General features: G+C 67.2%; 24 protein-coding genes. 15 read left to right on the forward strand and 9 right to left on the reverse strand.

What is annotated here, in order from left to right; all coding sequences use genetic code 11:
• Window positions 1–125 precede the first annotated feature (125 nt).
• The 7 genes from yajC (at window position 126) to AC5Y4C_RS06600 (ending at window position 9814) form a co-directional block, all read left to right on the forward strand.
• Entirely contained in the window at window positions 126–458 is a 333-nt protein-coding gene (gene yajC / locus AC5Y4C_RS06570; RefSeq protein ID WP_499912383.1) for a preprotein translocase subunit YajC, read from the forward strand.
• 76 nt (window positions 459–534) lie between these two features.
• Entirely contained in the window at window positions 535–2298 is a 1764-nt protein-coding gene (gene secD, locus AC5Y4C_RS06575; RefSeq protein WP_499912380.1) for a protein translocase subunit SecD, read from the forward strand.
• Window positions 2299–2300: 2 nt separating this feature from the next.
• On the forward strand, window positions 2301–3578 hold the full coding sequence (gene secF / locus AC5Y4C_RS06580; RefSeq protein WP_499964346.1) for a protein translocase subunit SecF: 1278 nt from the start codon (window positions 2301–2303) through the stop codon (window positions 3576–3578).
• 50 nt (window positions 3579–3628) lie between these two features.
• On the forward strand, window positions 3629–5215 hold the full coding sequence (locus AC5Y4C_RS06585; protein WP_499964412.1) for an ABC transporter substrate-binding protein: 1587 nt from the start codon (window positions 3629–3631) through the stop codon (window positions 5213–5215).
• On the forward strand, window positions 5212–5739 hold the full coding sequence (locus AC5Y4C_RS06590) for an adenine phosphoribosyltransferase (RefSeq protein WP_499912376.1): 528 nt from the start codon (window positions 5212–5214) through the stop codon (window positions 5737–5739). Before AC5Y4C_RS06585 ends, AC5Y4C_RS06590 begins: the two co-directional genes overlap by 4 nt.
• A 31-nt stretch (window positions 5740–5770) precedes the next feature.
• The gene (locus tag AC5Y4C_RS06595; RefSeq protein ID WP_499912374.1) at window positions 5771–8134 is read left to right on the forward strand and encodes a RelA/SpoT family protein; all 2364 of its coding nucleotides are present in this window, start codon (window positions 5771–5773) and stop codon (window positions 8132–8134) included.
• Window positions 8135–8434: 300 nt separating this feature from the next.
• Window positions 8435–9814: an acyl-CoA dehydrogenase family protein gene (locus AC5Y4C_RS06600; RefSeq protein WP_499912372.1), complete on the forward strand. Its 1380-nt coding sequence runs from the start codon at window positions 8435–8437 to the stop codon at window positions 9812–9814.
• A 13-nt stretch (window positions 9815–9827) separates the two neighbouring features.
• On the opposite strand, the gene AC5Y4C_RS06605 is transcribed toward AC5Y4C_RS06600, so the two are convergent.
• Window positions 9828–10709 carry a peptidylprolyl isomerase gene (locus tag AC5Y4C_RS06605; protein WP_499964348.1) on the reverse strand — a complete coding sequence of 294 codons (882 nt, stop codon included), beginning with the start codon at window positions 10707–10709 and terminating at the stop codon, window positions 9828–9830.
• A 114-nt stretch (window positions 10710–10823) separates the two neighbouring features.
• On the opposite strand from AC5Y4C_RS06605, the gene AC5Y4C_RS06610 reads away from it, so the two are divergent.
• Genes AC5Y4C_RS06610 through AC5Y4C_RS06620 form a run of 3 tightly spaced genes read left to right on the forward strand, consistent with a single transcriptional unit; the run spans window position 10824 to window position 13184 of the window.
• Window positions 10824–11489 (forward strand): MBL fold metallo-hydrolase, encoded by a 666-nt coding sequence (locus tag AC5Y4C_RS06610; RefSeq protein ID WP_499948783.1) that lies wholly within the window; start codon window positions 10824–10826, stop codon window positions 11487–11489.
• A complete protein-coding gene (gene hisS / locus AC5Y4C_RS06615) occupies window positions 11486–12739 on the forward strand; it encodes a histidine--tRNA ligase (RefSeq protein ID WP_499964350.1) in 1254 nt (417 codons plus the stop codon). The genes AC5Y4C_RS06610 and hisS overlap by 4 nt, the downstream gene beginning before the upstream one ends.
• Window positions 12740–12770: 31 nt before the next feature.
• Window positions 12771–13184: an Rv2576c family protein gene (locus AC5Y4C_RS06620; protein ID WP_499912365.1), complete on the forward strand. Its 414-nt coding sequence runs from the start codon at window positions 12771–12773 to the stop codon at window positions 13182–13184.
• Here AC5Y4C_RS06620 and AC5Y4C_RS06625 read toward each other — a convergent pair whose 3' ends face one another.
• Complete coding sequence (locus AC5Y4C_RS06625) at window positions 13185–13523, reverse strand: gamma-glutamylcyclotransferase family protein (protein WP_499912363.1); 339 nt, start codon at window positions 13521–13523, stop codon at window positions 13185–13187. It lies immediately after the preceding gene.
• A gap of 63 nt (window positions 13524–13586) precedes the next feature.
• On the opposite strand from AC5Y4C_RS06625, the gene AC5Y4C_RS06630 reads away from it, so the two are divergent.
• Complete coding sequence (locus AC5Y4C_RS06630; protein ID WP_499964351.1) at window positions 13587–14597, forward strand: Rv2578c family radical SAM protein; 1011 nt, start codon at window positions 13587–13589, stop codon at window positions 14595–14597.
• Window positions 14598–14673: 76 nt separating this feature from the next.
• Here AC5Y4C_RS06630 and AC5Y4C_RS06635 read toward each other — a convergent pair whose 3' ends face one another.
• From AC5Y4C_RS06635 to ypfJ, 6 genes are read right to left on the reverse strand one after another with little or no spacing between them, the layout of a single operon-like run.
• A complete protein-coding gene (locus AC5Y4C_RS06635) occupies window positions 14674–15579 on the reverse strand; it encodes a MerR family transcriptional regulator (protein ID WP_499912359.1) in 906 nt (301 codons plus the stop codon).
• Between the two features lies 1 nt (window position 15580).
• Window positions 15581–17080, reverse strand: coding sequence for a flavin-containing monooxygenase (locus tag AC5Y4C_RS06640; protein ID WP_499964353.1), 1500 nt, complete (start codon window positions 17078–17080; stop codon window positions 15581–15583).
• 2 nt (window positions 17081–17082) lie between these two features.
• On the reverse strand, window positions 17083–18003 hold the full coding sequence (locus AC5Y4C_RS06645) for a ferritin-like domain-containing protein (RefSeq protein WP_499912355.1): 921 nt from the start codon (window positions 18001–18003) through the stop codon (window positions 17083–17085).
• A 9-nt stretch (window positions 18004–18012) separates the two neighbouring features.
• Window positions 18013–18846 carry an SDR family NAD(P)-dependent oxidoreductase gene (locus tag AC5Y4C_RS06650; protein WP_499948990.1) on the reverse strand — a complete coding sequence of 278 codons (834 nt, stop codon included), beginning with the start codon at window positions 18844–18846 and terminating at the stop codon, window positions 18013–18015.
• 2 nt (window positions 18847–18848) lie between these two features.
• The gene (locus AC5Y4C_RS06655) at window positions 18849–19844 is read right to left on the reverse strand and encodes an alpha/beta hydrolase (RefSeq protein ID WP_499964354.1); all 996 of its coding nucleotides are present in this window, start codon (window positions 19842–19844) and stop codon (window positions 18849–18851) included.
• A 51-nt stretch (window positions 19845–19895) separates the two neighbouring features.
• Window positions 19896–20780 (reverse strand): KPN_02809 family neutral zinc metallopeptidase, encoded by an 885-nt coding sequence (ypfJ, locus tag AC5Y4C_RS06660; protein ID WP_499948794.1) that lies wholly within the window; start codon window positions 20778–20780, stop codon window positions 19896–19898.
• A 36-nt stretch (window positions 20781–20816) separates the two neighbouring features.
• Here ypfJ and AC5Y4C_RS06665 point away from each other — a divergent pair, with 36 nt between their 5' ends.
• A complete protein-coding gene (locus AC5Y4C_RS06665) occupies window positions 20817–22268 on the forward strand; it encodes a carboxylesterase/lipase family protein (protein WP_499964413.1) in 1452 nt (483 codons plus the stop codon).
• A gap of 21 nt (window positions 22269–22289) precedes the next feature.
• Here the strand turns inward: AC5Y4C_RS06665 and AC5Y4C_RS06670 are convergent, their stop codons facing one another.
• Entirely contained in the window at window positions 22290–23219 is a 930-nt protein-coding gene (locus AC5Y4C_RS06670; RefSeq protein ID WP_499964356.1) for an oxidoreductase, read from the reverse strand.
• Between AC5Y4C_RS06670 and aspS the strand changes: the two genes are divergently transcribed.
• From aspS to AC5Y4C_RS06685, 3 genes are read left to right on the forward strand one after another with little or no spacing between them, the layout of a single operon-like run.
• Window positions 23218–25017, forward strand: a complete 1800-nt coding sequence (aspS, locus tag AC5Y4C_RS06675; RefSeq protein WP_499964415.1) for an aspartate--tRNA ligase — start codon at window positions 23218–23220, stop codon at window positions 25015–25017. The two genes, AC5Y4C_RS06670 and aspS, sit on opposite strands and share 2 nt — an antisense overlap.
• A complete protein-coding gene (locus tag AC5Y4C_RS06680; protein ID WP_499964357.1) occupies window positions 25014–25445 on the forward strand; it encodes a nitroreductase family deazaflavin-dependent oxidoreductase in 432 nt (143 codons plus the stop codon). The genes aspS and AC5Y4C_RS06680 overlap by 4 nt, the downstream gene beginning before the upstream one ends.
• Before the next feature lie 58 nt (window positions 25446–25503).
• Window positions 25504–25767 (forward strand): hypothetical protein, encoded by a 264-nt coding sequence (locus AC5Y4C_RS06685; RefSeq protein WP_499948800.1) that lies wholly within the window; start codon window positions 25504–25506, stop codon window positions 25765–25767.
• The last annotated feature ends 16 nt before the right edge of the window (window positions 25768–25783 follow it).

Raw genomic sequence — 25783 nt, forward strand, 5'->3', positions numbered from 1 at the left:
AAACCGCGACGGACCGACGGGCCGACGGGCGCGACCGTCGCAGATGGCACACTGGTCTGTTGCGAGGCCCTGTCCACTGCCTGTCCGGGCCTAACGACCTGCACTCAACGAAAGAACGTGCCCTCATGGAACAGCTGATCGTCTTCTTACCGCTGCTCATCATCTTGGGCGCATTCATGGTCATGGCCTCACGCCGCCAGAGGAAGGCCTTGCAGGCCACGATCGACCTGCATGACTCGCTGCGCGTCGGCGACCGCGTGCACACCACGTCTGGCCTGCAGGCCACCATCGCCGGCATCACCGACGACACCGTCGACCTGGAGATCGCCCCGGGCGTGGTCACCACCTGGATGAAGCTGGCGATCCGCGACCGCATCGAGCCCGACGAGGACGACGACAGCGTCGACATCACCGACACCGACGTCGCTGACGAGCCGGACCGACTCACCAAAGACTGACCAGAGACCGAAAGCGCGTCGGCGGCACGTACGCTTTGGCCTGCAGACGAACCGAACCTGAGGAGACCAACGGACCGTGGCATCGCCGTCGTCGCCGGTGCGTCCTTTCCGGTACTTGTCGCTGTTCTTCATCCTTCTGGTCGGCGTGTACCTGCTGGTGTTCCTGACCGGCGACAAGCAGGCCAAGCCGAAACTCGGCATCGACCTGCAGGGCGGCACCCGGGTGACGCTGACGGCGCGCACCCCGGACGGGTCGCGGCCCACCCGCGAGGCGCTCGACCAGGCCCAGCAGATCATCAGTGCCCGCGTCAACGGACTGGGCGTGTCCGGTTCCGAGGTCGTCGTCGACGGCGAACAACTGGTGATCACGGTGCCGGGCAGCGACGGCAACCAGGCCCGCAACCTCGGCCAGACCGCGCGGCTGTTCATCCGACCGGTGATCGACTCGATCCAAATTCCGCCGGAGAACCAGCAGCCTGGCGCGACACCGGGTTCCCCGGGAACACAGCCGCCTCCGGGCGCAGTGCCCGGCCCGCTTCCTGCCGAGGCGCCGGGGCCGGGAGCCGAACCGGCGCCTGGGCCAGAGCCGGCGCCGCCGGCGGAGCCGACCTCCGGGCAGCCCGCTCCTCAGCCCCGGCCATACCCGCAGGATCCGCCCCCACCCAGCCCGCCGCCCACGCCCGCCCCCGCGCCGGCAGCGCCCAATCCTGTTCCGCCGCAACCGGATCCGCGCAAAGACCTGGCCGACAGCATTAATTTCGAGAAGCAGCTGCGCCAGAACCCGGCGCTGTCACAGGTGGCGCTCGGCGTGCTGTTGCAGCGCCGCTGCCAGGGCCCCGATCCGCTCGCCGGTAACGACGATCCCAACCAGATCCTGGTCACCTGCTCGCAGGACCGCACGCAGATCTACTTGCTGGACAAGTCGATCATCAGCGGCGACCAGATCGACAACGCGTCGGCGTCGTTCAATCAGCAGCCGCCTCAATGGGTGGTCAACCTGAAGTTCAAGTCCGCGGCCGCCAACACCTGGGCTGACTACACCGCCGCGCACGTCGGCACGCAGACCGCGTTCGTGCTCGACTCGCAGGTGGTCAGCGCGCCGGCGATCCGCGAGGCGATTCCCGGCGGCAACACGCAGATCACCGGCGACTTCACTGCGGGCAAAGCGCGTGACCTGGCCGCCGTGCTCAAGTACGGATCGCTGCCGCTGTCCTTCGAGTCCTCTGAAGCCGAAACAGTCTCTGCCACATTGGGTTTGACGTCTCTGAAGGCAGGCTTGATCGCTGGTGCGATCGGCTTCGCGCTGGTGCTGCTGTACTCGCTGCTGTACTACCGGGTGCTGGGCCTGCTCACCGCCCTGTCGCTGGTGGCCTCCGGCGCGATGGTGTACGCGATCCTGATCCTGCTGGGCCGTTACATCAACTACACGCTCGACCTCGCCGGCATCGCGGGTCTGATCATCGGCATCGGAACCACGGCCGACTCGTTCGTCGTGTTCTTCGAACGCATCAAAGACGAGATACGAGAAGGCCGTTCGTTCCGCTCCGCGGTGCCTCGCGGTTGGGTGCGGGCCCGCAAGACCATCGTGTCGGGTAACGCGGTCACCTTCCTGGCCGCGGCGGTGCTGTACTTCCTGGCCATCGGGCAGGTCAAGGGCTTCGCGTTCACGCTCGGATTGACGACGATCCTCGACGTCGTGGTGGTGTTCCTGGTGACCTGGCCGCTGGTGTACCTGGCGTCCAAGTCGACGATGATGGCCAAGCCGTCGTTCAACGGGCTGGGCGCCGTGCAGCAGATCGCCCGTGAACGCCGCGCGGCAGCGCATGCGGGGCAGAGGTAGGTATGGCTGAAGTTCCTGGGAGAGGTTCGGACGAGACGACCTCGGCCGTCGAGCTCGACGACGCGACCGCCGAAACCCTCGAGTCGGGCGCGATCGAAGACAAGGTCGACACCTCGACGGCACAGCGGCATGGGTTCTTTGTCCGGCTCTACACCGGCACCGGCGCGTTCGAGGTCGTCGGCCGCCGCAAGCTGTGGTTCGCGGTCAGCGGGCTGATCGTCGCGATCGCGGTCGCCAGCATCGCTATCCGCTGGTTCAACTTCGGTATCGACTTCGAGGGCGGCACGAAGGTGTCGTTCCCGCGTGGCGACGCCACCGTCGAACAGGTCGAAGATGTGTTCCGGACCACGCTGGGCACCGACCCGGAGCAGGTGGTCGTCGTCGGCAACGGCGCGTCGGCCACGGTGCAGATCCGCTCTGAGACGCTGTCCAACGAGCAGGCCGGCAAGCTCAAAGACGCGCTGTTCGACAAGTTCCACCCGGTAGGCGTCGACGGCAAGCCGTCCAAGGACGCGATCAGCGACTCAGCGGTGTCGTCGACGTGGGGCGGGCAGATCACCAAGAAGGCGCTGATCGCACTCGGTGTGTTCCTGGTGCTGGTCAGCCTCTACATCACGATCCGCTACGAGCGCTACATGGCCGTCTCGGCGCTGGCCACCATGTTCTTCGACATCATCACCACCGCGGGCGTGTACTCGCTCGTCGGGTTCGAGGTCACTCCCGCCACGGTCATCGGGCTGCTGACCATTCTGGGCTTTTCGATCTACGACACCGTGATCGTGTTCGACAAGGTCGAGGAGAACACCCACGGCTTCCAGCACACCACCCGTCGCACGTTCGCCGAGCAGGCCAACCTCGCGGTCAACCAGACCTTCATGCGGTCGATCAACACCAGCCTGATCTCGGTGCTTCCCATCGCGTCGCTGATGGTGGTGGCGGTGTGGCTCCTGGGCGTGGGCACGCTGAAGGACCTGGCGCTGGTGCAGCTGGTCGGCGTCATCGTCGGGACCTACTCGTCGATCTTCTTCGCCACCCCGCTTCTGGTGACATTGCGCGAGCGCACGGAACTCGTGCGCGCCCACACTCGCCGGGTGCTGCGTCGGCGCAAGGCAGCGGAGGGTGCCGAGCCGTCGGCAACCACTGCGGAGGCCGACACGCGAGAAGTGCCCGCGGAGCAGGAGAGGGAACCCGTCGCGCTCGCCGCGAAGCCCGCTCCAGGTGCCCGGCCGATCCGACCGACCGCCCGCAGCGGTCGGCCGTCGGGCAAACGGCGGCGCTAGTGCGGCACTGGACGGCTGTGCTGGCCGCGGCCGCGCTGCTGGTCGCGCCCATGGCGTTGACGTCGTGCTCGAACACCCCCGCCGAGCAGCTCGACTACTCCGTCGACGGGCCGCTGCCCACCTACAACCCGAACACCGTCGCCGGAGCCGCATCGGCCGCGCCTCAGGCATTCGCCCGCGTGCTGACCGGGTTCGGCTACCACGGCCCGGACGGCCAGATCATCGCCGACCACGACTTCGGGACCGTGTCGGTCGTCGGCCGCGAGCCGCTGGTGCTGGACTACCAGATCGCCGACTCCGCGGTGTACTCCGACGGCAAGCCGGTGACGTGCGACGACATGGTGCTGGCCTGGGCCGCCCAGTCGGGGCGGCTCGCAGGTTTCGACGCCGCCAGCCACGCCGGCTACGCCGACGTCGAGTCCATCGATTGCACGCCGGGACAGAAGAAGGCCCGGGTCACGTTCGTCGGCGGCCGGTCGTTCACCGACTACGCGCAGCTGTTCACGGCGACGTCGATGATGCCGTCGCACGTCCTGGCCGATCTGCTCGGCGTGGACGTCACCGCCGCGCTGAAGAACAACGACGCGCCGGTGGTGGCCCGGATTGCCGACGCGTGGAACACGATCTGGGACCTCAAACCGGGCGTCAACGTGCGGTGGTTCCCGTCGTCGGGACCCTACAAGCTCGACTCGGTGAAATCAGACGGCTCGGTGGTGCTCGTCGCCAACGACAAGTGGTGGGCCAACAAACCTGTCACGCAGCGGGTGACGGTGTGGCCTCGTGGCGCCGACGTGCAGGCGCGCCTGAAGAACAACTCCGTCGACGTCGTCGACGTGGCGACCGGGTCGATCGGCGGCTTGACCGTGCCCGACGGCTATCAGCGCACCGACAGCGCGTCGGCCGGTATCGAACAGCTGATCTTCTCCAGCCAGGGTCCGCTGGCCGCGCCGGCTGCGCGCCGAGCACTGGCACTGTGCACGCCCCGCGACACGATCGCCGGCGAGGCGAAGGTGCCGATCGCCAACGCGCGGCTGAACCCGGCCAGCGACGACGCGTTCAGCGCCGCGGAAAGCGCCGCGGCCAACAATCGCTACGTGGCGGCGAACGCCGACGCTGCCAAGGCCGCCGTCAACGCCACCCCGCTGACTGTGCGGATTGGCTATCAGGCACCCAACGCCCGGCTCAACGCGGCGGTCGGCGCGATCACCAAGGCATGCGCGCCGGCTGGCATCACCGTGCAAGACGTGTCGTCGGAGAACACCGGCCCGCAGACCATGAAGGCGAACCAGCTCGACGTGCTGGTGGTCTGCACCGGCGCAGCGACGGGCAGCGGCTCGAGCGGATCGTCGGCGATCGACGCGTACCAGTTGCACACCGGCAACGGCAATAATCTGTCGGGCTACTCGAACCCCCAGGTGGACGGCATCATCGACAAGCTCGCCGCCACCACCGATCCGAAAGAGGTGGCCGGTCTGCTGTCCGACGGGGCCGGGGTGCTGTGGAACGACATGCCGACGCTGCCGCTGTATCGCCAGCAGCGCACGCTGATCTGGTCGAAGAAGATGTCGTCGGTGGTGGCCAACCCGACCCGCTGGGGCGCCGGCTGGAACATGGACCGCTGGGTGCTGAAGGAATGAGTCGTGACGTTCGCGACGTCATCGTCTCGCTGATGCGCAATGTCCCGGACTTCCCGTCGCCCGGTATTCAGTTCAAGGACTTGACGCCGCTGCTGGCCGATCCGGACGGGCTTGCCGCAGTCACCGATGCGCTGGCTGAATCGGCCTCCGGTGCGGAGTTGATCGCCGGGATCGACGCCCGCGGCTTTCTGCTCGGCGCGGCAGTGGCGACCCGGCTGGGCACCGGGGTGCTGGCCGTCCGCAAGGGCGGCAAGCTGCCCCCGCCGGTGCACAGCGAGACCTACACCCTTGAGTACGGGACGGCCACGCTGGAGATACCAGCCGAGGGCGTCGAGCTGACCGGCCGCAGCGTGGCGATCGTCGACGACGTGCTGGCCACCGGCGGCACGCTGGCGGCCGCGGCCCGGTTGCTCGACGACGCCGGCGCGGCGGTCACCGGGGCGGTGGTGGTGTTGGAGCTCGCCGCGCTCGGCGGTCGTGAGGCGGTGGCGCCACTGCCTGTCACCAGCCTGTACCAGGTCTGAAGCGTTTATCCTCGGTACGGGAGGTGCACAGATGGCGGCTGACGACCCAGGTGTAGGCCAGGCCGTGCAGACACCGCCTGCGCCGGAAACGCCTGCTACCGCAGCGGCTCCCACGCCGGCTTCGGCGGCGCCGAAGTCCTCCAGTGCGTCGCGGCGGGTCCGGGCGCGGCTGGCGCGGCGGATGACCGCGCAGCGCAGTGCCGTCAATCCGGTGCTCGAACCGCTGGTCGCGGTGCACAAGGAGATCTATCCCAAGGCCGACCTGACCATGCTGCAGCGAGCCTACGAGGTGGCCGAGCAGCGGCATGCCGAGCAGTTCCGCCGCTCGGGCGACCCGTACATCACCCATCCGCTGGCTGTGGCCAACATATTGGCCGAGCTCGGCATGGACACCACGACCCTGGTTGCGGCGCTGCTGCACGACACCGTCGAAGACACCGGCTACACGATGGAGGCGCTCACCGCCGACTTCGGCGAAGAGGTGGCCCACTTGGTGGATGGCGTCACCAAGTTGGACCAGGTGGCGCTGGGTACCGCCGCGGAGGGCGAGACGATCCGCAAGATGGTGATCGCGATGGCCCGCGATCCGCGCGTGCTGGTGATCAAGGTCGCCGACCGGCTGCACAACATGCGCACCATGCGGTTCTTGCCGCCGGAGAAGCAGGCCCGCAAAGCCCGTGAAACGCTGGAAGTCATTGCGCCGCTTGCCCATCGGCTCGGGATGGCAACCGTCAAGTGGGAGCTCGAAGACCTGTCGTTTGCGATCCTGCACCCCAAGCGCTACGAGGAGATCGTGCGGTTGGTGGCTGACCGGGCGCCGTCGCGCGACACGTATCTGGCCAAGGTGCGCAGCGAGATCATCGCGGCGCTCGACTCGGCGAAGATCAACGCGGTGGTCGAGGGCCGGCCCAAGCATTACTGGTCGATCTACCAGAAGATGATCGTGAAGGGCCGCGACTTCGACGACATCCACGACCTCGTCGGTGTACGCATCCTGTGCGACGAGATCCGCGACTGCTATGCCGCTGTGGGCGTGGTGCATTCACTGTGGCAGCCGATGGCGGGGCGGTTCAAGGACTACATTGCCCAGCCACGATTCGGCGTGTACCAGTCGCTGCACACCACGGTGGTGGGGCCGGAGGGCAAGCCACTGGAGGTGCAGATCCGCACCCGCGACATGCACCGAACCGCCGAGTACGGGATCGCCGCGCACTGGCGCTACAAGGAGGCCAAGGGGCGCAACCTTCCGCATCCGCATGCGGCCGCAGAGATCGACGACATGGCGTGGATGCGTCAGCTGCTCGACTGGCAGCGGGAGGCAGCGGATCCCGGCGAGTTCCTGGAGTCGCTGCGTTACGACCTTGCCGCACAAGAGATTTTCGTGTTCACCCCAAAGGGCGATGTGATCACCCTGCCGGCGGGATCCACGCCGGTGGACTTCGCCTACGCGGTGCACACCGAGGTCGGCCACCGATGTATCGGCGCCCGGGTGAATGGCCGGCTGGTGGCGCTGGAGCGCAAGCTCGAAAACGGCGAAGTGGTGGAGATTTTCACTTCGAAGGCGCCCAATGCCGGGCCGTCACGCGACTGGCAGCAGTTCGTGGTGTCGCCGCGGGCGAAGGCCAAGATCCGGCAGTGGTTCGCCAAGGAGCGTCGCGAGGAGGCGCTGGAGGCCGGCAAGGACGCGATCGCGCGCGAGGTGCGGCGCGGCGGACTTCCGTTGCAGCGCTTGATGAATGCCGAGTCCATGAGTTCACTGGCTCGGGAGTTGCGTTACGCGGACGTGTCGGCGCTCTACACCGCGGTGGGCGAGGGGCACATCTCGGCGCGCCACGTGGTCCAGCGGCTACTGGCGCAGCTCGGCGGGGACGAGGCCGCTGAAGACGAGCTCGCGGAGCGGTCGACCCCAGCGACAATGCCTGTGCGCCAACGCAATCCGGAGGATACCGGGGTGGCCGTGCCGGGGGCGCCGGGAGTGTTGACGAAGCTGGCCAAGTGCTGCACGCCGGTGCCTGGGGACAACATCATGGGCTTCGTCACCCGTGGTGGAGGGGTGAGCGTGCACCGCACCGACTGCACCAACGCCGCGTCGCTGCAACAGCAGTCGGAGCGGATCATCGACGTCGAGTGGGCGCCGTCGCCGTCGTCGGTGTTTTTGGTGGCCATCCAAGTGGAGGCGCTCGACCGGCATCGGCTGCTGTCGGACGTGACACGCGTGCTGGCCGATGAAAAGGTCAACATTCTGTCCGCATCGGTGACGACGTCTGGTGATCGGGTGGCGATCAGCCGGTTCACCTTCGAGATGGGTGACCCCAAGCATCTAGGGCATGTGCTCAACGTGGTGCGCAATGTGGAGGGCGTGTACGACGTCTATCGCGTGACGTCAGCGGCCTGAGAGCCGGCGATTCGTCACCCCTCTGACTGACTACGGATTCGGCGATCAGCGGCGCCTCCCGTACAGCGTGGCGGCCGCCACCGTCGGCCTGTCGCTAAGAGGCGGGCACGGGCACGTGTTGGTCGCAGAGCTCCCGGCGTGACCGTCTGGCCACATGGGCCACGTCCGCCCCAGAAACCGCCCAGCCAGCCGACTACCGATGTGCCCGCCTCTTAGCGACAAGTCGACGCCCTCTGCCCGTCGTCAACAGGCGATGGTGAACAGATGTTTCGCTTGCGGTACCGCGGGTAACGGAACAGCGTGACGTTCGACCTCACGCCCACCGAGGCGCAACACGACCTGGCACAACGTGCGCACAAATTCGCCGAGGACTGCATCCGCCCGGTGGCCGCCGAATACGACAAGCGCCAGGAATTCCCGTGGCCGATTCTGGAAGAAGCCGCCGAACAAGGCTTCTACAGTCCCCTTTTCTACCGCGACCTCATCGGCGACCCGACCGGCCTGTCGCTGCCGATGTTCATGGAGGAGATCTTCTGGGGCTGCGCGGGCATCGGCCTGGCGATTGTGATGCCGGCCCTCGCATTGTCGGCCATCGGTCAGGCCGCCACGCCCGAGCAGATGCTTCAGTGGGCGCCTGAATGTTTCGGCACACCCGGAGACCTCAAGCTCGCCGCGCTCGCGATCTCCGAACCCGAGGGCGGCAGCGACGTACGCAACCTGCGCACCACCGCGACTCGTGACGGCGACGACTGGATCATCGACGGGCACAAGATGTGGATCGGCAACGGCGGCATCGCCAACGTGCACGTGGTCAACGCGGTGGTGGACCAGGAGCTCGGCCACCGCGGTCAGGGCCTGTTCGTGGTGCCCGGCGGCACACCGGGACTGGAGTTGGTGCGCAAGCTCGACAAGCTCGGCTGCCGGGCGTCACACACCGCGGAATTGAAGTTCAACAGCGTCCGCGTGCCGGGGGACCACCTGCTGGGCGGCCAGGACAAACTCGAGCACAAGCTCGCCAAGGCGCGCGAGGCGGTCGAGGGCGGTCGCCGCTCGGGTTCCGCGACGCTGGGCACCTTCGAGCAGACCCGCCCGATGGTCGCTGCCCAGGCTCTCGGAATCGCAAGAGCCGCACTGGAATACATGACGGCCTACGCGAAGGAGCGGGAGGCGTTCGGCGCCCCGATCATCGACAATCAAGGCATCGCCTTCCCGATCGCCGAGATCGCCACACAGATCGACGCGGCACGGTTACTAACCTGGCGCGCGTCGTGGATGGCCGCCAACGGCATAGCATTCGACCGCGGTGAGGGCTCGATGTCCAAGATGGCCGCCAGCGAGGTCGCGGTCCGGGCCACCGAACGTGCAATTCAGACGATGGGCGGCTGGGGCTACATCACCGACCACCCCGTCGAGAAGTGGTACCGCGACGCCAAGCTGTACACGATCTTCGAGGGCACCAGCGAGATCCAGCGGATCGTGATCTCCAACGCTCTGGGCGCCGCGGGCGACAAGCCCCCGCTGCACTTCGAGCTCGAACCCTCGGGCGGACCGCTGAACAAGGTGTTCGGCCGGGGCACTCGGCTACGCGGCCGTGCCGCGGATACCGCTCTCGCGATGAAAGACCGTGTGCCGCAACCCGTTATGAGGGCCGCGATGCGGTTCCTGCGCCCGCCGCGCTGACCGGACCAGACACCTAGTCCAGCCGCGCCGACGTGATCACCACGTCGGTCTTGGGCTTGCCGTCCGGCGAACCGTCGGCCGTGCCCGCCGCGGCGATCTTGTCCAAGACCGCCATGTCCTTCTCGTCGACCTTGCCGAACACCGTGTAGTTAGGCGGCAGGTGCGAATCCTTGTAGACGATGAAGAACTGGCTGCCGTTGGTGTTCGGTCCCGCGTTGGCCATCGCCAACGTGCCGCGTGGATAGACGATCGCCTGGTTTCGGGCGGGATCGTCGGGCAGATATTGGTTCGACGGATACTCGTCGGCGAACTGGTAGCCGGGACCGCCAGAGCCGTTCCCCTTGGGGTCGCCGCATTGCAGCACGAAAAGGACAGGGCCGGTGGTCAGCCGGTGACAATGCGTGTCGTTGAAATAGCCCTTCTGGGCCAGGCTGGCGAAGCTGTTGACCGTGCAGGGGGCCTTCGCGTTGTCCAGTTGCACGCCGATCGGCCCCTGGTTGGTCGCGATGCTCATGCTGATCTGGGCGGGATCGGTCGGCACCTTGCCCGATTTGGGCGGGTCCACCTTCTTGGCCGCCGGCTCCGGACTGGCCGGGTACTGGCAGTTCGCTCCCAGATCAGCCGGCGGCTTGAACGGCGGCAGCACCCCAGCCTGCGGCGCGGCGGTGTCCTGCGTCGGTGCCACCGACGTCGTCGTGCTCGACGCGGTCGGCGTCTCGTTCGATCCCATGCGGAAGAACACGCCCCATACCGCGAGGCCCGCTACCACGACGACCACCGCCGCAAGCCCGGCGATGGTCAGGATCCGTCGACGCCGCGCCTGCTGAGCGCGCCGCTCGAGCTGGCGCTCCAATTTGCGCTTGGCCGTCGCACGCCGCTGCTTTTCGGTCGGCACGCCGCAGTCCTCCTGTTACGGGGTCGTGGTTCTGGCCATCGAGTGTGCCATGCAACGCTGGGCGGCCGGCCTGGCAGTGCCAGACCAACGCTCGCTGCGTGGGAAACTAAACGGGTGTTGCTGACTGGATTCCCCGCCGGCATGCTGCAGTGCAACTGCTACGTGCTGGCCCCACGACCGGGGTCCGACGCCATCGTCGTCGACCCTGGGCAGCGGGCGATGGCGCCGCTGCGCCGGATCCTCGACGATCACCGGCTCACGCCTGCGGCGGTGCTCCTCACCCACGGCCACATCGACCACATCTGGTCAGCGCAAAAGGTGGCCGACACATACGGCTGCCCCGCCTACATCCACCCCGAAGACCGATTCATGCTGACCGATCCGATCAAGGATTTCGGGCCCCGAATCGCCCAGCTGCTGTTCGGCGCGCTGTTCCACGAGCCCAGGCAGGTGGTCGACCTCGACCGCGATGGCGACAAGATCGACCTCGGCGGCATCACTGTGACCGTCGACCACACCCCGGGACACACGAGAGGCTCGGTCTGCTTCCGGGTCGCAGACGGCCCGGATGAGATCGTGTTCTCCGGCGACACGCTGTTCAAGCAGTCCGTCGGCCGCACAGACCTGCCCGGCGGGAGCGGCCGGGATCTGTTGGGCTCGATCGTGACAAAACTGCTGGTGCTCGACGACGACACCGTGGTGCTGCCGGGACACGGTGAAGCCACCACGATCGGAGCCGAACGCCGCCACAATCCGTTCCTCAAAGGCCTGAGCTCGTGACCGAATTCCAGGCGCCCAAGGGCGTCCCCGACTATCTGCCGCCGGAGTCGGCGCAGTTCGTCGCCGTGCGCGACGGGTTGCTCGACGCCGCCCGCCGAGCCGGCTACGGCGACATCGAACTGCCGATCTTCGAGGACACCGCGTTGTTCGCCCGCGGCGTCGGCGAGTCGACTGACGTCGTCAGCAAGGAGATGTACACGTTCACCGACCGCGGGGACCGATCGGTCACACTGCGCCCGGAAGGCACCGCAGGGGTGATCCGCGCGGTGATCCAGCACGGGCTAGACCGCGGCCCGCTGCCGGTCAAGCTGTGCTACGCCGGGCCGTTCTTCCGGTACGAGCGCCCTCAAGCCGGCCGCTACCGTCAGCTGCAGCAGGTGGGCATCGAGGCGATCGGCGTCGACGATCCCGCACTGGACGCCGAAGTGATCGCGATCGCCGACGAAGGCTTCCGCTCGCTGGGGCTCGACGGGTTCCGCTTGGAGATCACCTCCCTGGGCGACGACAGCTGCCGGCCGCAGTACCGCGAGTTGCTTCAGCAGTTCCTCCTCGGCCTCGACCTCGACGAGGACACCCGCCGACGCGCCCAGCTCAACCCGCTGCGCGTCCTCGACGACAAACGGGACTATGTCCGTGCGCAACTGGCCGAGGCCCCGGTGATGCTGGACCACCTTTCCGACGGCGCCAAGCAGCACTTCGAAACCGTGCTGGCACACCTGGACCGGCTCGGCGTGCCCTACACGATCAATCCGAAGTTGGTGCGCGGGCTGGATTACTACACGAAGACCACCTTCGAGTTCGTGCACGACGGACTCGGCGCGCAGTCGGGAATCGGCGGAGGCGGCCGCTACGACGGACTGATGCACCAGCTCGGCGGAAAAGACTTGTCCGGCATCGGCTTTGGGCTAGGTGTCGACCGCACGGTCCTGGCGCTTCGTGCCGAGGGCAAGAGTGTCGGTGACGCGAAGCGCGCCGACGTGTTCTGCATTCCGATCGGCGAGGACGCCAAGCTCGACGTCGCCGTCACCGCTGCGGCGCTGCGCCGGGCCGGCCTGCGGGTGGACGTCTCCTACGGCGACCGCGGGCTCAAGGGCGCGATGCGTGCCGCCGACCGTTCCGGGGCGTCGTTGGCGGTGATCAAAGACCACGATCCCGACGTCAAGGTGAAGGACCTCGCCACGGGGGAGCAGGTCGCCGTCCCTGCCGATGCAGTCGTCGGCGAGGTTCTCGCCCGACTCGGTCGCACGTAACAATCCGGTAGCCTCCGGCGATGTGATGTACATGCAGAAAGCTGCCATCCGTTTCGCCGCAGCGACGCTCGCCGGCGCCGGTCTCCTGTCAATTCCTGCCAGCGCCACCGCCGATCCGGGCGGCCATCAGGTGGTCTATACGATCACCACGGACCAGGAGGCGACTGTCAGCCTCAACTACCTGGTGTCAGACCCCCCGAGCAAGGCGGCGTTGGACGCCAACTCCGGCGCCTATTTGCGCAACGAGCGCGTCACTGTTGCACCGGGGGCGCCCTGGACGTTTTCAACCACGTTGACCGACCAGAGTTGGGCCTACGTCATGGCTGGTGGCGCGGCGCGCTACAACGGAACACCGAATCCGCACTGCGAGATTTCGGTCGACGGCAACGTGGTGGCGCAGAACAGCGGTGAGACCGCCGCCACCTGCGCGCTCAAGGCCTGGTAGCTAGCCGGCGAATACGTACACCCACGCTTCGTCGCCGGAGCGCAGGGGCACTCGAATCCGCTTGTAGTCGTCGACCTCGTACTCGTCGGCGGCGGCCAGCTCCTCTTCGCTGATCGAGAACACCGTGCCCTGCACTTCCGCACCGGGATGCGACGACGGCCGCAAGATCGGGTGCCGGTCGCTGCCGCTGGTAGCGATGACGTGCGGGTCGGTGATGGTGACGTGGTCGAGCTCGAAACCGACGATTGCGTCGTCGCGGCCGGCGAGCTCGCGGCCGAACGTTGCCAGCTGCACCTCGCGCAGCCGCAGTGTGCCATAGGAGAACAGCAATTCGGTCACGCCGGAAGTCTTACATCAGCGAGCCCGCTTGACAGCGCATCGAACGAGCGTTCGAATACGGGGGTGCGATGGGATGGACAAGGCGTTCGGGTGGACGACGGGGCACTGCCCGGCCTTGCGCGTATCGGATTCGTGCGCAGCGTGCGGACGCCACAGTTCGAGGGCATCACGTTTCACGAGGTGCTGTGCAAGTCGGCGGTCAACAAGATCCCCGATTCGGCGATGCTGCCGTTCAGGTACACCGTCAACGGCTACCGCGGCTGCTCGCATGCCTGCCGCTACTGCTTCGCCCGGCCCACCCACGAGTATCTGGAGTTCGACCCCGGCCAGGACTTCGACACCCAGATCGTCGTCAAGACCAATATCGCCGAGGTGCTGCACCGCGAGCTACACCGGCCGTCGTGGCAGCGCGAGACGATCGCGCTGGGCACCAACACCGACCCGTACCAGCGTGCCGAGGGCCGCTATGCGTTGATGCCGGGAATCATTCGCGCACTGGCAGATTCGGCTACGCCGTTTTCGATATTGACCAAGGGCACGCTGTTGCGCCGCGATCTGGGGTTGCTCGCCGCGGCGGCCGAGCAGGTGCCCGTGAGTCTTGCGATCTCACTGGCGGTCGCGGATCCGGATGTGCACCGCGACGTCGAGCCTGGGACGCCGTCACCGCACGCGCGGCTCGGGCTGATCTCCGCGATCCGCGACGCCGGTTTCGACTGCCATGTGATGGTTGCGCCGGTACTGCCGTATCTCACCGACTCGGCCGAGCATCTCGACACGCTGCTCGGCCAGATCGCCGACGCGGGTGCCACGTCGGTCACCGTGTTCGGCCTGCACCTGCGAAGCTCGACGCGCGGCTGGTTCATGGCGTGGCTGGCCCGCTCGCATCCTGAGCTGGTCAGCCGATACCGCGAGCTGTACCGCCGCGGCGCATACTTGCCGGCCGACTACCGTGAGATGCTGCAGCGCAGGGCTGCGCCGCTAGTGGCCAAGCACGGATTGGCAAGAGACGCAAGAGAATTCCGTCAGCCGCCGCCCGCACCGGTGGCTGCGGTCATCCAGCCGACGCTGTTCTAGACTCTGGACCCGCGAGCAGACACCAAATCGCATCATTTCACCGGGATTCATGCGATCTGGTGTCTGCTCGCGGCGCTCAGATGGCCTGGCGCCCGAGGTTGTCCTGAATGTAGTCCTCGAGCAGCTGCGCGGCCAGCGTCTCGATCCGCGCCTCGATCGAGGACGCCAACGTGCCGGCGACCGACGCCACCGCCTGGGTGCGGAACCGGACCAGCATCGTGATCAGCTCGGCCACCTCGGTGTCTTCCGGCAGCGCCTCGCCGGGTTTGATCAACCCGACGACGTGTTCGGCCCCGGTCTGCACCAGGATGCCGCTGATCTCGTCGACAAGCGGCGCGATCCTCTCGTGCAGGTCGATCAGCTTGTCCACGCCGATTCCATAGCCGCGAATCTCGTTGAAAGCCTCAATTAGCTTGGGACGCAACACAGTTGCGTTGTCACCGTCGACCTTGATGAGGTTCAGCTCGACCAGCCGGGCGAATGCATCGTCGTCGCCGATCAGCCGCTTCACGTCGGCGAGCCGGCGGGTCTGCGGCTTCTCCGCCGCCCAGGTACCCACCAGCGCGGTCTCCAACCCCAGCACGTCGCCCAGGTCCTTGCCCTGCTCCCACGCGCTGAGCATCTCGTGAACGTGGGCCAGCGTGTACCCGCGATCCAGCATCGACGTGATCAGCCGAAGCCTCGTCAGGTGCGTGTCGTTGTACAACGCGATCCGCCCCACTCGCAGCGGCGGGGGCAGCAGTCCGCGGTCGCGATACACCCGGATGTTGCGGGTGGTGGTTCCCGCCATGCGGGCCAGATCCTCGATGCGGTATTCCCCGGACAGGCTGCTGCCGTAGGGCTGCCGCGTGGCGGCGTCGAAAAGCTGTGCCACCACGGTTTCCACGAGATCACGGGAGTGCCGCCGCACCCGCGCCGGCGCGCGGCGCAGGTTGGCCAGCACCGCGGTGATGCCACTGGGAGCCGGGCGGTCGGTGGCCATGTCAGGCCGGTGACCGGGCGTCGGCGCAGGCTGCGAGCTCGCGGCCCACGACGTGATAGTGGTCGAGCCGGAAAGTGCGCATCTGCCGAAGATACTGCGTCGCGAAGCCTGGATACATCGCGGCGTTGAACCCGTCCTCGGTGAGGTACCAGCTGCGGCAACCCGACATCCAGGTGGTGGCCTTCAGCCGTCGCTGAATGTCGGCGTTGTGGCGGCGCTGGACGTCCTCTCGCACGTCGAGGTAGCGCAGGTCCTTGCGCAAAATCGTGGTGATCGCGGCCACCGCGTAGTCCAGCTGACCCTCGACGTACGTCAGCAGCGAGTTGTGGCCCGGGCCGGAGTTCGGGCCTGTCATGAAGAACAGGTTGGGGTAGCCGTGAGCGTTGATGCTCTTGTACGCCTGCGCGCCGCCGGCCCATTCCGCGGCCAGCGAGCGGCCGCCGAGCCCGGTCACGGGGAACGGCGGCCCCGTCAGGTGGACGTCGTAACCAGTGGCGAACACGATGCAGTCCAAACGGTGCTCGACACCGTCGCTGGTGCGCACTCCGACGGGGCTCAGTGTGGCGATCGGCCAGTCGATCAGCTTGCAGTTGTCGCGCTGCAGCGCCGGATAGTAGTCGCTGGAGATCAGCATCCGCTTACAGCCGGGCGTGAAGCCGGGTGTGAGCTGACGGCGCAGCCACGGATCCTTCACCGCGGCCCTGAGGTGAAGCTTGCCCAACTGGGTCACCACGGACGTCAACGGCGAATTCCACACCAGCGCAAGTGCGCTCGCCTCGTGTCCCCAGTAAAGCGCTTCGCGCGCCAGTTGCTGTGCGGCAGGCAGCTTTTCGAACAGCGCCTGCACCGCCGGGGGGATTGGGGGATTCAGACGGGGGAGCACCCACCCGGGCGTGCGCTGGAACACCTTGACGAATTCGGCGCGTTTGACCAGTTCCGGCACGATCTGGATGGCACTCGCCCCGGTGCCGATGACGCCGACGCGCTTGCCGGTGAAGTCGTAGCCGTGATCCCAACGGGCGCTGTGGATCTTGTGGCCTCGGTAGCTGTCGATACCGCGAATGTCCGGCAGGCTCGCGTCGGCGAGCGGACCGGACGCCAGCACCACGGTGCGCGCGCGAAAGCGCTTGCGCTGCTTGGTGGTTACCACCCAGAGCCCGGCGTCTTCGTCGAACGACAAGCCGGTGACCTCGGTGTTGAACCGGATGCGCCGGCGCAAGTCGAAATCGTCGGTCAGCTCCTCGATGTGCTGGCAGATTTCAGCGCCGGACGGATACGCGCTGGACCAGTTCGGGTTCTTGGCGAACGAGAACGAGTACAGCAGTGACGGGATGTCGCAGGCAATGCCGGGATATGTGTTGTCGCGCCAAGTTCCGCCGACACGGTCGGCACGTTCGAGGATGACGACATCGTCGATGCCGGCTTCGGTGAGCTTGATCGCCGCGCCCAGGCCGCTGAAGCCGGCGCCGACGATCAGCGTGGAGCAGACGTGGTCTGTCATGGTCAGGCCGCCGGCTCGTAGGTGAGTTCTTTGAACCAGCTTGGAATCGGCCGCAACAGCGCCCTGGGGTAGCGGTCGGACAGCCACACCATCGAGTTGGCCAGCAGGTGATACGGATGACGGGGGTTGACGACCATCGCCGCGTGTCGCTTGAGGAGCTGATAGGTCGGCACGCGCCAGGTGTGCTCGCTGCGCTCGCCGAGCTGCTTGAACCGCAGCATCGCGTTGTACAGCCGCTCTGGATCCATTCCCATGCCGACGATTTCGTTGCGCACCCGGTTGAGCAGTGGGACGTACATCAGCAGGCCGATGATCAGGCCAGGAGTGGCGACGTTGCCGACGAGCTGGATCGCCAGCCGACGGGCGGTGGCGTGACCGATCATGTCGAGGACTTCGAAATCGACGACCAGATGCCGTGATTCGTCGTTGTTGATCTTCTCGAACACCTGGTGGCACACGGGATCGTGCACCTCTTCCAGCAAGAATTTCAGCAGTGCCCCGTCGAGCGCGACCTCGAGCATCGGAATCACGGTGCCCAGCACGGACAACGGCATGTCGTCGGCATAGCGGTCCAGCCAATCGATGGCCAGCCTGATGTTGACGTTCGGTTCAGGCATCTCGCCCTCGTCGAGCATGCCCCACCGTTTCATCAGCGCCAGTTCGGCATTGGCGTGGCGCTGCTCCTCGGCGTGGAAGTACCGGTAGATCTCGGCGATCGTCGGCGTCGGCGCCTTTTTGGCCAGTGCGGCGAATCCGCGCGCGCCGATGTTCTCGATCCAGCAGAGATCGGCCATGAATGCCTTGAGCTTCGGCCGGAACTCGTCGCTGATGGTCTCGGCTCCCGGCGCATCCCAGTCGATGTCGGCCAGCGCCCATTGCCGGTCCTTGATCTTGTCGAGCATCTTGTCCATGTCGATGGCCATGACTGCCTCCTAGGGTGTGACGGTTGGAAGACGAGCGATCAATCCGGCCGCTCGCGTGTAGGTGCCCGGTGCAAAGCGCTTGATGCCCCACCCGATTCGGGCGTCGGGTTGAGGCATGCAGTACAGGCCGCCGCGGTCGTGGGTGTCCAGGCACGTCTTCGCGACCCGGTCCGCCGAGAACCCCGTCCACCTCATCAGGTTGTTGGCCAGATTGCTGGATTGCGGTGTGATGCGGCCGGATTCGACGATGTTGGTCTTGACGAACGTGGGACATAACACCGTGACGGTCACGCCGGTGCCGGACAACTCGGCAGCCAGCGTCTCCGACAGTGACAGCACGCCGGCCTTGCTGACGTTGTAGGCGGCCATGTTCGGTGCGGCGCCGAACGCGGCGGCGGAGGCAACGTTGATGATGCCGCCGTAGCCGGCTTCCCGCAGGACCGGCGTGAACACATGGCAGCCGTGAATGGCGCCCCACAGGTTGATGCCGAGCACCCATGACCAGTCGTCGAGCGACATCTCGCCCACGCTCTGACCGCCGCAGCCCACCCCTGCGTTGTTCACCACGAGTGTCGGTGCGCTGCCGAACCAGTCCTGCGCGTCGGAGGCCAGCCGCGACACGTCGTCGCAGCGGGACACGTCGCAACCCAACGCGATCGCCGCTCCACCCTTCTCGGTTACGGCGACAGCGGTGCGCTGCGCGGCCAGCTCGTCGATGTCGCTGCACACCACCCGGCCACCGCGGCGGCCCAGCTCGACCGCGAACGCGGCACCGATGCCGCTGCCGGCGCCGGTGACCACAGCACGCGCATTGCGGCTGCGTTTGCGTGAACTTCCGAACATCGTCATCCCGTCCGCTCGATGGTGGCCTGAGCGCTGCTGCCCAACGCGTCGGCGACGAACGACGCGACGTGGCGCATCGCTTTGGCTGCTTCGGGCGTCAGCCGCGGCAAGGCCTGGAACACGTGCACTTGGTCCGGCCAGATCTGCAGTTGACAGCAGCCGCCCGCGGCGCGGATGTCGCGCGCGAGATGGCTGGCGTCCGCCGACAGCATTTCGGCGCCACCGGCCTGGATCAAGGTAGGCGGTAGGACGGGGCCGCGGGTGACGTCCAGAGCCAGCCGCGGATGGGCCGGATCGATGCCCTGGCAATACAACTGGACCAGCCGGGCCGCGTCGGCGGACCTGATCGCAGGATCGCGACGACGCGCCTCCTGCGCCGCTGCGAGGGCCAGTGTCAGATCGACCAACGGAGAGAACAGCACGAGCGCGGCCGCCTGCCGCGGCGTGGGATCGCCGTGCAGCATCAGATCGACAGCCAAGTGCCCGCCGGCCGAATCGCCCGCTACCACAACACGATTCGGTGGTAACCCCGTGGTCGACAGCAGCCAGTCCCAGCCGGCGTGGACGTCCTCGGCGGCACCGGGGAACCGGTGCCGCGGAGCCAGGCGGTAGTCCACCGAGAACACCGGCAGTCCGGTCAGCCGCGACAGCCACGCCACCAAGCGCCGGTGCGTGCGGGGCGAGCACAGCGCGAAGCCGCTGCCGTGGATGAAGTAGATCGCCGCGTCGGTGCGCCGCACACCGCGGCCCCGCACCCATTCACCGGCGACCGGACGCGAGTCAGCAGTGGCTGTGCGGACCTGCTCGACGGTGGTGCCCGCCAGTGACGGCCCGAACACTTTCATGATCGTCGCGACGATGCGCCTCGAAACCCACAGCGCCCACGCGCGCTCGGGCGGAAGGAAGAGACTGACCTGGCGCAACGTCAGCGCGCTGACGACCGCGGCGCCACGAGAACGCAGCGAACCTCGACTGGGCAGTACGTCGTCGTTGGCCACGGATGAATACAACGGCTAATGTCGCCATTTGTCAATGGCACATTTCGCGGGCTAGCCGAGGTCTGGCGCGTCGAACGTGTCACACTTCTTCGGATCGCCCAACTGGTAACCGACGGTGAACCAGTGTTGCCGCTGTTCTGAGGTGCCGTGGGTGAACGACTCCGGATTGACCCTGCCGGTGGACCGCTTCTGGATCCAGTCGTCGCCGACGGACCGCGCCGCGGACAGCGCGTCGCTGATGTCCTTGTCGGTCAACGGGTTCAAGTAGGGCGTGCCGTTCTTCTGCTTCACGGTCGACGCGTAGTGGGCCCAGACGCCGGCGTAGCAGTCGGCCTGCAACTCGGTGCGCACACCTTCACCTTCTGCGCCCTGGGTGGCGCCGGACTGCTGTGCGCGGCCCAGGTCGCCGAGCAGGTTCTGCACGTGGTGACCGTACTCGTGGGCGACCACATATTCCTGCGCGAAAGGTCCTCCGCTGGAACCGAATTGGTCCTCCAGCACCTTGAAGAAGTCAGTGTCGAAGTATGCGGTCCGGTCGACCGGGCAGTAGAACGGACCCACTTCGGTGGTGGCGCCGCCGCAGCCGGTCTGCACAGAGCCGGAGAACAGGTGCACCTTCGGCCGCGTGTATCCGCGCAGCTGCTCACTCCACACTGCGTCCACCGAATTGCCCGTTGCGATGATCCGGCAGCCCAGAATCCTGTTGGCGTCCGCGCCGGTCTTGCACTGGCTGACGTCGAAGCCGCCGACCTGTCGCTGTTGCTGGCCGGGCTGCGGCGACGATGTGACGGAGCCCGGGTCCACGCCGAGCAACAGCGCGATCACCACGATCACCAGTCCGCCGACCCCGCCGCCGATGGCCAATCCGCGTCCCGGACCGCCGCCGCTGCTCGACGCGGTGCTCGTGTCGATTTGCATGCCCTCGTTGAAGGTCATAGCTCAGCTTCCCACAACTACGATGCGGACGTGTCGATGCTCGTCCATGCGCCGTGCGGGGCTATACGAGGCACGACCGAGTCCGGCGTGCGCGTTTGGCGCGGGGTGCCCTACGCCGAGCAGCCGGTCGGTGAGCGCCGATTCCGGGCACCGCAGCCAGTGGTGCCGTGGGCAGGCGTGCGTGACGCCGTCGAGCACGGTCCAATACCGTTGCAGCCCAAGTCATCTGCTGGCCGTGGTGCGGTTCCGCTGATGCGTGACGAAGCCTGCCTCACGCTGACGGTGTGGTCGCCGGACAATGCCGAGGCGTTGCCGGTGATGGTGTGGCTGCCCGGGGGTGGGTTCATGACGGGCGCCGGGCAGTTCGACCTCTACAACGGCGCGCGGCTGGCCCGCAGCGGCAACGTCGTCGTCAACGTCACCTACCGCGTCGGGGTGTTCGGCGGGCTGGATCTGTCGAGTCTCGGGGAAGCGTTCGACGACAACCTCGCGCTGCGCGATCAGATTGCCGCGCTGCAGTGGATACGCGACAACGTCGCCGCGTTCGGCGGCGACTCGCATCGAGTCACGGTGTTCGGTGAATCCGCTGGCGCCACATCGGTATTGGCGTTGCTGGCTAGTCCGGCCGCGAGCGGGTTGTTCGGCCGGGCGATCGCGCAAAGTCCAGCGTTGCCACTGATCGCCGACAAACAACATCGCGCCCGTCTTGCCCGGGCGTTCGTCCGCGAACTGGGCGTGGACGTCGCTGAGATCAAGGGCCTGCCGCAGCGGCAGCTGCGCCGCGCGGCGAGTGTGCTGCAGCAGCGCAGCGCGGCGACCACGCCCACGCTCGCCCACGGACTCACCCACGGCGTCGAGCTGCTGCCGCGGCATCCGATCGAGGCGGCCCGTCGCGGCGAGATCGCCCGCGTGCCGCTGATCGTCGGCACCAACAGCCACGAGGCCACGATGTTCGCGTGGGACAAGCAGCCGATGCTGCCCACCACGCCGGCGCTGATCGACGACTACTTCCGGCGGCTCGGCCCGGACGCCAAAGAGCGCGTACTGGCCGCATACCCCGGCTATCCGCGCCGGCGGGCGGCGATCGCGGTCGCCTCCGACGTCATGTTCGGCGGACCGGTCTGGACGTTCGCCGACGCTTACAGCGCCATCGCCCCGACGTACCTGTACCGCTTCGACCACGTCAGTGCCGGCCTGCGGGCAGTGGGCTTGGGCGCCACCCACGGCAGCGAGATCGTGCACGTTCACCACACTTACGGCTCGCCCATGGGGCGGCTGATCCATCCGATCGGCCGGCGGGTCATGCCGTCGGTGGGCCGGCGGATGCAGCGCGCGTGGGCCGCCTTCGCTTCGGGCAATCCGCCGGACGACGACTGGCCGTGCTACGAAGTGCCAAGGCGTTCGACCTGGCTGATCAAGACCACACGGGATGTCGTGGTCGACGATCCGGATCGGCAGCGCCGCGAAGCCTGGGCGACGGTGTACTGACTTGCGAGGCGGACACGGCCATCAGCCCGGCCCGTCACTGGCCGCCGCCAACAGCGGCACAACCACCTCGCTGATCGGGGCCGGCAGGCCATGCGCCCGGGCCCGGCGCAACACCACGCCGTTTCGCACGTTCCACTCCAGTGGCCGGCGTGCCTCGCGGTCGAACAGCATCGACGTGCCGAGGTCCTCCGGCGCCTCGCTGAACAACGCAATCATGTCGTCGACCACGTCGTCAGCCAGTCGCGCTCCCTCGGCGCGGGCAACCGCCAGGCACTCACCCAGATAGGCACGAGCCAGCACCGCGACATCGTCGCGCCGGAACATTCCCGACCGCCGGCCGGTGAGCACCATCAATCCGGCGAGCGCGTTGACCAGCAGCTTGCGCCACGCCTCGGTGGCGAAGTCGGCGGCCGCGGTCACCACGCAACCGCCAGCACGCAGCACGTCGATCACCGGCGTGGCGGACGCTGGAAGGGTCAGCCGCGGTTCGCCACGCAGCCGCACCCATCCCTCGGGTTGCACTTCGGCGCCGAACCACACAATCGCCGGCACGACCGTGGACTGTGGGCACAGCGGCTGCACCGACTCGACCTGCTCGACGCCGTTCTGCATCACGCAAACTGTGGTCTGCGAGTCGCACAGCGCCGCAAGCCAGTTCGCGGCCGCCTCCAACTGAGTGGCCTTGACGGCCAGCAGAACGAGGTCGACCGGCCCTGTCAGCGAACCTGGGTCGGTATGCACCGGGCCCGGCACCACCAGGGCCGGCTCGCCGTCGGGACGGACCTCGAGGCTGTCGCGCGGCGTCCTCCCGCACAGCGTGACGGCGAATCCGGCGTTGTGCAGATGCGCCGCCACTGTCGCCCCGATCGCCCCGGGCCCTACCACCGCGATGCGCGCGAGCACCTGCGCCACGCTACCGGCGCAGCGCCCGCCTTTAGACTGGGCTGTCATCCCGAGATCACGTCAGGAGTCTTTTGTGCTGCGCACTCACGCCGCGGGTTCCCTGCGGGCCAACGACGCCGGGCAGAAGGTGACCTTGGCGGGTTGGGTGGCGCGCCGGCGCGACCACGGCGGCGTGATCTTCATCGACCTTCGCGACGCGTCGGGCGTGACGCAGGTGGTGTTCCGTGAGGGACCGGTGCTCGGCCAGGCGCACCGGCTGCGCGCGGAATTCTGCGTCGCCGTGCAGGGCATCGTCGAAATCCGCCCGGAAGGCAACGCGAACCCCGACATTCCCACTGGCGACGTCGAACTCAACGCCACGATGCTGACCGTGCTGGGCGAAAGTGCGCCCCTGCCGTTTCAGCTCGACGAGCCCGCGGGGGAGGAGGCGCGGCTGAAATACCGCTACCTCGACCTGCGCAGGGACGGCCCCGGTGGCGCAATTCGATTGCGCTCCAAGGTGAATGCCGCTGCCCGTGACGTGCTGGCCCGCCATGACTTCGTCGAGATCGAGACCCCGACGCTGACCCGGTCCACGCCTGAGGGTGCCCGTGACTTCGTGGTGCCGGCGCGTTTGCAGCCCGGCACCTTCTACGCGCTGCCGCAGAGCCCCCAGCTGTTCAAGCAGCTGCTCATGGTCGCCGGCATGGAACGCTACTACCAGATCGCCCGCTGCTACCGCGACGAGGACTTCCGCGCCGACCGCCAACCGGAATTCACGCAGCTCGACATGGAGATGAGCTTCGTCGACGCCGAGGACGTCATCGCGATCTCCGAAGAAATTCTGGCGGCGCTGTGGGCGCTGGTCGGCTACCAACTGCCCCGGCCGCTGCCGCGCATCACCTACGCCGAGGCGATGCGGCGATTCGGCTCCGACAAACCCGACATGCGGTTCGGGCTGGAGCTGGTGGAGTGCACAGAGTTTTTCCGCGATACGCCTTTTCGTGTCTTTCAGGCGCCGTACGTCGGTGCAGTCGTGATGCCGGGCGGTGCGTCGCAGCCGCGCCGCACGCTCGACGGCTGGCAGGAGTGGGCCAAGCAACGTGGCCACCGCGGGCTGGCTTATGTGCTCGTCGGCGACGACGGGACGCTGAGCGGGCCGGTGGCCAAGAACCTTTCCGACGCCGAACGGGAGGGCCTCGCCTCACACGTCGGCGCGAATCCCGGTGACTGCGTGTTCTTTTCGGCCGGACCGCCCAAGTCGTCGCGCGCGCTGTTGGGCGCGGCGCGCATCGAGATCGCCCGCCGGCTGAACCTGATCGACCCCGATGCGTGGGCATTCGTCTGGGTGGTGGACCCGCCGTTGTTCGAGCCGGCCGACGAAGCCGCAGCCCACGGCGACGTCGCCGTCGGCTCGGGCGCGTGGACCGCCGTGCACCACGCTTTCACCGCACCCAAGCCGGAGTGTGTGGATGCCCTCGACGACGACCCGGGCGGTGTGCTGGCCGACGCATACGACATCGTCTGCAACGGCCACGAGATCGGCGGCGGCTCAATCCGTATCCACCGTCGCGATATTCAGGAACGGGTCTTCGCGGTGATGGGCATCGATAAGGCCGAAGCCGACGAGAAGTTCGGATTCTTGCTGAACGCGTTCACCTTCGGTGCCCCGCCGCATGGCGGCATCGCATTCGGCTGGGATCGCATCACGGCGCTGCTGGCCGGCATGGATTCGATCCGCGAGGTGATCGCGTTCCCGAAGACCGGCGGCGGCATTGACCCGTTGACCGACGCACCTGCGCCCATCACCGCGCAGCAACTGAAAGAGGCTCATATCGCGGTGGTTTCGAGGAAGGACGACACGTGAGCCAGACGCCGGACACCTCAGAGCTGAAAGGCTTCAACGCCAGGATCATCGAGGAGTTTCGCGCCAACGGTGGAAAGGTGGGCGGCCCGTTCGAGAATGCCGACCTGCTGTTGCTGACCACGACGGGCGCCAAGTCGGGCCAGCCGCGCACCAATCCGCTGGCATATCTGATCATCGACGGCAAGATGCTGATCATCGGCTCGTACCGCGGCGCCGACGTCGACCCCGCCTGGGTGCACAACCTGCGCGCCCACCCGCAAGCGCACATCGAGGTGGGCACCGACTGCTATGACGTCGTCGCCCGCGAGCTACCACGCGACGAGCGCGACGCCGCATGGGAGAAGATCGTCGCTGTCGCACCGGGATTCGGTGACTATCAGGCCAACACCGAGCGGGTGATTCCGCTCTTCGAGCTCACTCGCTGCTGACCGTAGCCGGAACGTCGAATCGGGGCTCGCGGCAGTCTTACGGCAGTACAGTTGCTCAATGGCATCACTTCGTTCCACAGCACGCCGCGCTGCCGTCACGCTCGGCGTGGCCGCCGCCGTCGGCGTTGCACCGCTGGCGGCTGCATCTCAGGTCCTCGCCGAGCCCGACGAGTGCACCGCCAGTACCGAGCCGGGCAACGCGTCGTTGAATTGCGCCCCCGCCGTCATCCCGAACATGGGTGCGCCCAGCGAGATGGAAGTCAACGACGCCAACCCCGGCATCGCGTCTGCCGAATCACCGGAGCACAGCGGCCACCACTGACGGTCCGCCCGCTAGT

The sequence above is a fragment of the Mycobacterium sp. NGS35 genome (assembly GCF_059812855.1).

Coding starts and splice junctions, on each gene's coding strand:
- yajC (WP_499912383.1), top strand. CDS start 126: ATGGAACAGCTGATCGTCTTCTTACCGCTGCTCATCATCTTGGGCGCA.
- secF (WP_499964346.1), top strand. CDS start 2,301: ATGGCTGAAGTTCCTGGGAGAGGTTCGGACGAGACGACCTCGGCCGTC.
- AC5Y4C_RS06585 (WP_499964412.1), top strand. CDS start 3,629: ATGGCGTTGACGTCGTGCTCGAACACCCCCGCCGAGCAGCTCGACTAC.
- AC5Y4C_RS06590 (WP_499912376.1), top strand. CDS start 5,212: ATGAGTCGTGACGTTCGCGACGTCATCGTCTCGCTGATGCGCAATGTC.
- AC5Y4C_RS06595 (WP_499912374.1), top strand. CDS start 5,771: ATGGCGGCTGACGACCCAGGTGTAGGCCAGGCCGTGCAGACACCGCCT.
- AC5Y4C_RS06620 (WP_499912365.1), top strand. CDS start 12,771: ATGCAGAAAGCTGCCATCCGTTTCGCCGCAGCGACGCTCGCCGGCGCC.
- AC5Y4C_RS06635 (WP_499912359.1), bottom strand. CDS start 15,579: ATGGCCACCGACCGCCCGGCTCCCAGTGGCATCACCGCGGTGCTGGCC.
- AC5Y4C_RS06640 (WP_499964353.1), bottom strand. CDS start 17,080: ATGACAGACCACGTCTGCTCCACGCTGATCGTCGGCGCCGGCTTCAGC.
- AC5Y4C_RS06645 (WP_499912355.1), bottom strand. CDS start 18,003: ATGGCCATCGACATGGACAAGATGCTCGACAAGATCAAGGACCGGCAA.
- AC5Y4C_RS06650 (WP_499948990.1), bottom strand. CDS start 18,846: ATGTTCGGAAGTTCACGCAAACGCAGCCGCAATGCGCGTGCTGTGGTC.
- ypfJ (WP_499948794.1), bottom strand. CDS start 20,780: ATGACCTTCAACGAGGGCATGCAAATCGACACGAGCACCGCGTCGAGC.
- AC5Y4C_RS06665 (WP_499964413.1), top strand. CDS start 20,817: ATGCTCGTCCATGCGCCGTGCGGGGCTATACGAGGCACGACCGAGTCC.
- AC5Y4C_RS06670 (WP_499964356.1), bottom strand. CDS start 23,219: ATGACAGCCCAGTCTAAAGGCGGGCGCTGCGCCGGTAGCGTGGCGCAG.
- AC5Y4C_RS06685 (WP_499948800.1), top strand. CDS start 25,504: ATGGCATCACTTCGTTCCACAGCACGCCGCGCTGCCGTCACGCTCGGC.